This window comes from bacterium, from assembly GCA_041648665.1.
Classification (GTDB): Bacteria; UBA10199; UBA10199; order 2-02-FULL-44-16; family JAAZCA01; genus JAFGMW01.
In genome coordinates, this window is sequence record JBAZOP010000155.1 from 1 (window position 1) to 4,393 (window position 4,393).

At 59.5% G+C, this 4,393-nt stretch carries 5 protein-coding genes; 1 reads left to right on the forward strand and 4 read right to left on the reverse strand.

Going from position 1 to position 4,393, the window contains the following annotated elements:
- The coding region (locus tag WC683_19715) for a hypothetical protein (GenBank protein ID MFA4974835.1) at positions 1-216 on the forward strand (216 nt) is incomplete at its 5' end.
- Between the two features lie 43 nt (positions 217-259).
- Here WC683_19715 and WC683_19720 read toward each other — a convergent pair.
- The 4 genes from WC683_19720 to WC683_19735 form a co-directional block, all read right to left on the reverse strand.
- Positions 260-589 (reverse strand): type II toxin-antitoxin system death-on-curing family toxin, encoded by a 330-nt coding sequence (locus WC683_19720; GenBank protein ID MFA4974836.1) that lies wholly within the window; start codon positions 587-589, stop codon positions 260-262.
- Between the two features lie 517 nt (positions 590-1,106).
- Positions 1,107-2,414: a group II intron reverse transcriptase/maturase gene (gene ltrA, locus WC683_19725; protein MFA4974837.1), complete on the reverse strand. Its 1,308-nt coding sequence runs from the start codon at positions 2,412-2,414 to the stop codon at positions 1,107-1,109.
- Between the two features lie 608 nt (positions 2,415-3,022).
- Positions 3,023-3,442 (reverse strand): CoA transferase, encoded by a 420-nt coding sequence (locus WC683_19730; GenBank protein MFA4974838.1) that lies wholly within the window; start codon positions 3,440-3,442, stop codon positions 3,023-3,025.
- Positions 3,393-4,133, reverse strand: a complete 741-nt coding sequence (locus WC683_19735) for a CaiB/BaiF CoA-transferase family protein (protein MFA4974839.1) — start codon at positions 4,131-4,133, stop codon at positions 3,393-3,395. The genes WC683_19730 and WC683_19735 overlap by 50 nt, the downstream gene beginning before the upstream one ends.
- Between the last annotated feature and the right edge of the window lie 260 nt (positions 4,134-4,393).

Sequence of the window (4,393 nt, forward strand, 5' to 3'; positions counted from 1 at the left end):
CCACCCACCCTTGAGGGTGTTTTTCAACAGCCTGTAGTTTTGCTCCCAGTTTTGCCGGCGGCGCGGCGATTGCTCGCCGCGAGGTTTTCACCGGGTGATACGTTTCGCTTAAAGGCAAAGCGGCGATTGCTGGGGGCGCTGGGGTCAGGCACCGGTTTCAGCGTCATTTCTTTTGCAAGAATCCGGGGAACAGCAATTTCGGCGGGTTTTCAGTAGAAGCGAGAGTTTTTGAGTTTTGAACCGGGTTGACTGCGAACGTCTATTTCCTGTTAGAAATATCATGTAGAAGGTCGGCGAAGGATTTCTTATCCATCTTCTTTTCTGCGATGTCAAGCATGGCCTGATACAGCCGGTCGTCGGGATAATCAATTGATATTCCGTTGATGTCGAGGAAGACGACGGCGCATAGCAGGCCGGTGCGTTTGTTGCCGTCAATAAACGGCTGGTTTTCCGCGATGTGAAAAGCATATGCGGCGGCCATTTCGAACAGACCGTCATGCAGCCACTCACCACCGAAAGCCGACTGCGGCGCGGCAACAGCGGATTCGAGCAAGCCGGGAAGCCTGGGGTCAGACCTTGAGTTGTACACTTATCCTCTCAAGTTTCCTTTCAAGCTTTTTGTCTCCTTCCGGCAGGTGCTGGGGACAGGCATAGTTTTGGGCATAAGTTTATTTGTTGCTTAACGGTTATTCCGGGGAAGCCTGGGGTCAGACCGGAAGCCTGGGGTCAGACCTTGAGTTGTACACTTATCCTCTCAAGTTTCCTTTCAAGCTTTTTGTCTCCTTCCGGCAGGTGCTGGGTCAGGCCTCGTTTTGGGCATGAGTTTATTTGTTGCTTAACGGTTATTCCGTGCAGTGGTGATTTGTTGATTTGGGATTTGACCTTGAATTGTACAGTTAATTCGGGGTGAGGTTTTCTTCAAAGCGGCGTCGGGCCGGTAGAGTAGAAAAGAGGCGCGGTGGGTTAAGGCATGATTGGCGTATTTCCCGCAACTTTCGTTCCACGCGGGAGCATGTATCATGCCGGACTCCGTTTCCTCTCTCCCCTCATCGAACCGGACGTGCGGATTTCCCGCATCCGGCTCTCCGACCGGTTTCACGACAGGCTCACGGGCGTGGCGCGGCTTTGTCCTTCATCATGCGGGTGACACCCATCTCATCGAACACCCTTAGGGACAATCCTTTCAAGTCCAGCGTGGACTTCTTGCAGCGCCGGTTGACGAAGAATCGCACTTTGTCGCTGACGTAGTTGTTGATGGCTCGGTAACTCAGGTACGTGTTCCCGTAGCTGAAGTAATTCCTCCAGCCGTCCAGGGTGCGGTTCAGAGATTTCACCACTTCCGGCATCGGTTCCATGTTACCGGGCGCGAGTTTCCCTCTCACTTTCTCCTTGAGCCGCAGCACGCTTTTCTTCGAGGGTTGCGCCGTCAGAAAGCGTTGCCCCGTCCGCGTGTACCGCTGCATCCCGAAGGTGTAGCCGAGGAAATCGAAGGTCTCCTCCCGCGCGTTGACGATGCGGGTTTTCTCCTCGTTCAGCGTCAGCCCCAGGCGTCCCATCACGCGCCGCGTCCACTCCAGCGCGCCGGCGGCACGGCCCCGGCTCAGGATCACGAAGTCGTCGGCGTAGTTGAAAATCCGCGCCGCGAACAGATCTCCCTTGCCCTGCCTCCGCCACAGCCGCAGATACAGGTTCATGTAGACGTTCGCAAGCAGCGGGCTGATGACTCCCCCCTGCGGCGTGCCCGCCCGGCTCTTCTTTCCTCCGGTCAGCCGCCGGTTCCCCTTCCCGTCCGTTTCCTCCACCGGAGCCTTGAGCCACATCTCCAGGAGCCGTAGAAGATGCACGTCCGTGATGCGCCGCTTCACCGCCAGCAGCAGTTTGTCGTGGGGTATGCTGTCGAAGTATTTCGACAGGTCGGCGTCCACCACGTCCGTGAACCCTTCCTTCAGACTCTTGTGGGTCTGCTTCACCGCATCGAGCGCGCCGCGCCCCGGACGATAGCCGTTCGCGCTGTCCTCAAAATCCGCCTCGAAGATCGGCTCGATCACCAGCTTCACCGCCGTCTGCGCCACTCGGTCCCGTATCGTCGGAATTCCCAGCGGCCTCTCCCCGCCCCCCGGCTTGGGGATCATCACCCGCCTCACCGGGTCGGGCCGGTACGTCTTGTCGTGCAAATCCTTCCTCAACTCCTCCAGCCACTTCTCCAGCCCCTCCGCCTCGATGGCCGCGAAAGTCTTTCCGTCCACTCCCGGCGCGCCGCCGTTAGCGCGCGCAATCCGCCAGGCGTGGGCCAGAATGTCTTCCCGATACACCTTGTCGTAGAGCTGGTAAAACCGGAACTTCGGCTCGCCCTTCGCCTTCTCGTAGAGCTTCTTCTGGAACGCCAGAATTTTGTCGGGGGTTGCCAGGCTCATCGCCAATCCCTCCTCTTTAGTTCCCTCCAAAGCACCCGGAAGCGAGGCCCCTTCCCTCCACCGGCGTTACCCGGCTTCAACGGTACTATGGGCCTCTCCGACTTCCGCCTCCGCCGCGGCCTGACGCCGCGTTGAGGGCCGCCACCCCTCGCTTCGGCGGACCTCCCACGTTGCCCGCGGAACCTTCCACACGTGCCGCTCCCACTACCCCGGCGAACCGCGTCCGCCGCCCGCGTCGGTTGCTTCGCGGACGCGCTCCGGCCTTCCCCAAGTGCGGAATGGGTCGGCGTTCGCATCTTCACTTTCGAGGCTTGCTCAGGATTCACTCGCGTTGCGGCCCGCGTGTTTGCAGGCCCACCTTTCGTGGACTTTGTCTCCGGGGCTTCAGCCCGGCGGGTTACCCCGCCGCTCTGCCCGGACAGCTACCGGGGCGTACCGACAATTCCCCGGGCGAAACTCTCATCCGCTGGTTCCACGCGCCTTTCGTGGCGCACCCGCACTCCGATATCTACAAATATTCTTTTCTCAAGTCGTTTTTTGTACAACAAGAGACCAAAACCGATAGGTTTGAGTAAAGAAACATATTTCAAATCAGTAGTGTCAAGCGCCTAGTTTATCGCCCGCGCCTTGCGCAGCGCCGATATTTCATCGTCACCCGCGCCCAGCCATTCCCGGAGCACTTCCTCCGTGTGCCTGCCAAGCTTCGGGCAGGAAGAGCGTATCTCGTTCGGCGCCTCGCTCATGGAAATCGGGTCGCCCGGCACCGCCACCGTGCCGAACGTCTCGTCCGGCGCCTGGGCCAGCATCCCGCGCGCCGCAAGCTGCTCCGAGGAATTCACCGCCTCGAAGGCGGCCACCTCCGCGCAAGGGATATTCTTTTCAGCCAGCGCCGAAACCACCTCCGCCACCGTATGCTCCGCCACCCACGGCGCTATCATGGCAATACCGTCGCGGGCGTTCTGTATGCGGGTCACGAAGTTAGAGAACCTGGGGTCCTTGAGAGAATCCGCGCGGCCGATCGCTTCCATGAAATGGTTCCACTCGCGGTCCGTGGATGCCCTCGATCTTGTCCTTCACCGGCTCCAGGGCGCGGTCGCTGAAACAGGAAAAATTCTGGAAGTACATCACGTCCTGCATGGAGACGTCCACGAGCTGGCCCCGGCCGGTGCGCTCCCGGTGGAACAGCGCCTCCACCGCTCCCAGGGCCGCATAAGCCCCGCTCACCAGGTCCCCGAAATACACCTTCGGCGTCCGGCCCTCCATCTTGTACGCCGCCATGATGCCGGAACTGGCCTGGGCTATGATGTCGAACGCCGTACGTCCGCTCAGCGGTCCCGTGCGCCCGAAGCCGGTTATGCTCACGTACACCAGCCGCGGGTTCGACTCCTTCAGGTCCTCGTAATCCAGGCCCAGCTTCTTCATCAGCCCCGGCGCGAAGTTCTCTACGAGCACGTCGCTCCTGCGCGCCAGCCTTTTCAGCAGTTCCACGCCCTCCTTTTTCTTCAGGTCCACCACTATCGCCCGCTTGTTCTGGTGCAGCGTCCCCATCATGCGCTCCGCGTTCATGAAGCGGGTCAGCAACCTCATGGTCTCGCCCAGGGGAGACTCCACCTTCACCACGTCCGCCCCCTTCAGCGCCAGCAGTTGGGAGCACCTGGGCCCGCTCAGGAACTGCGACAGGTCCAGCACTTTTATTCCTTCGAGAATCTTCTCCGCCATTTCGCGCGCACCTCCGGCAGGGAAATCTATTTCATCGCTGTATGATTATACCACGATCGGAAAAGCGGAAGGTAGCAGATGACGCGCCCATTATTTATTTTCCCACCGTGATAATATACAATCGTAAAGAGAGCAAGATACCTGGAGGGCGGCCTTGAAGATTCTCAGGATCGACATGACTGAAAAGAAGGTGACCGGGGAGGAATTGGCCGGTGAATACCTGAAATGCGGCGGGCGGGCGCTGACGTCGCGGATCGTAG

Bases quoted from the DNA above. Each gene is read 5' to 3' on its own strand.
- WC683_19735 (MFA4974839.1), bottom strand. From the start codon at position 4,133: ATGGCGGAGAAGATTCTCGAAGGAATAAAAGTGCTGGACCTGTCGCAG.
- WC683_19730 (MFA4974838.1), bottom strand. From the start codon at position 3,442: ATGGAAGCGATCGGCCGCGCGGATTCTCTCAAGGACCCCAGGTTCTCT.
- ltrA (MFA4974837.1), bottom strand. From the start codon at position 2,414: ATGAGCCTGGCAACCCCCGACAAAATTCTGGCGTTCCAGAAGAAGCTC.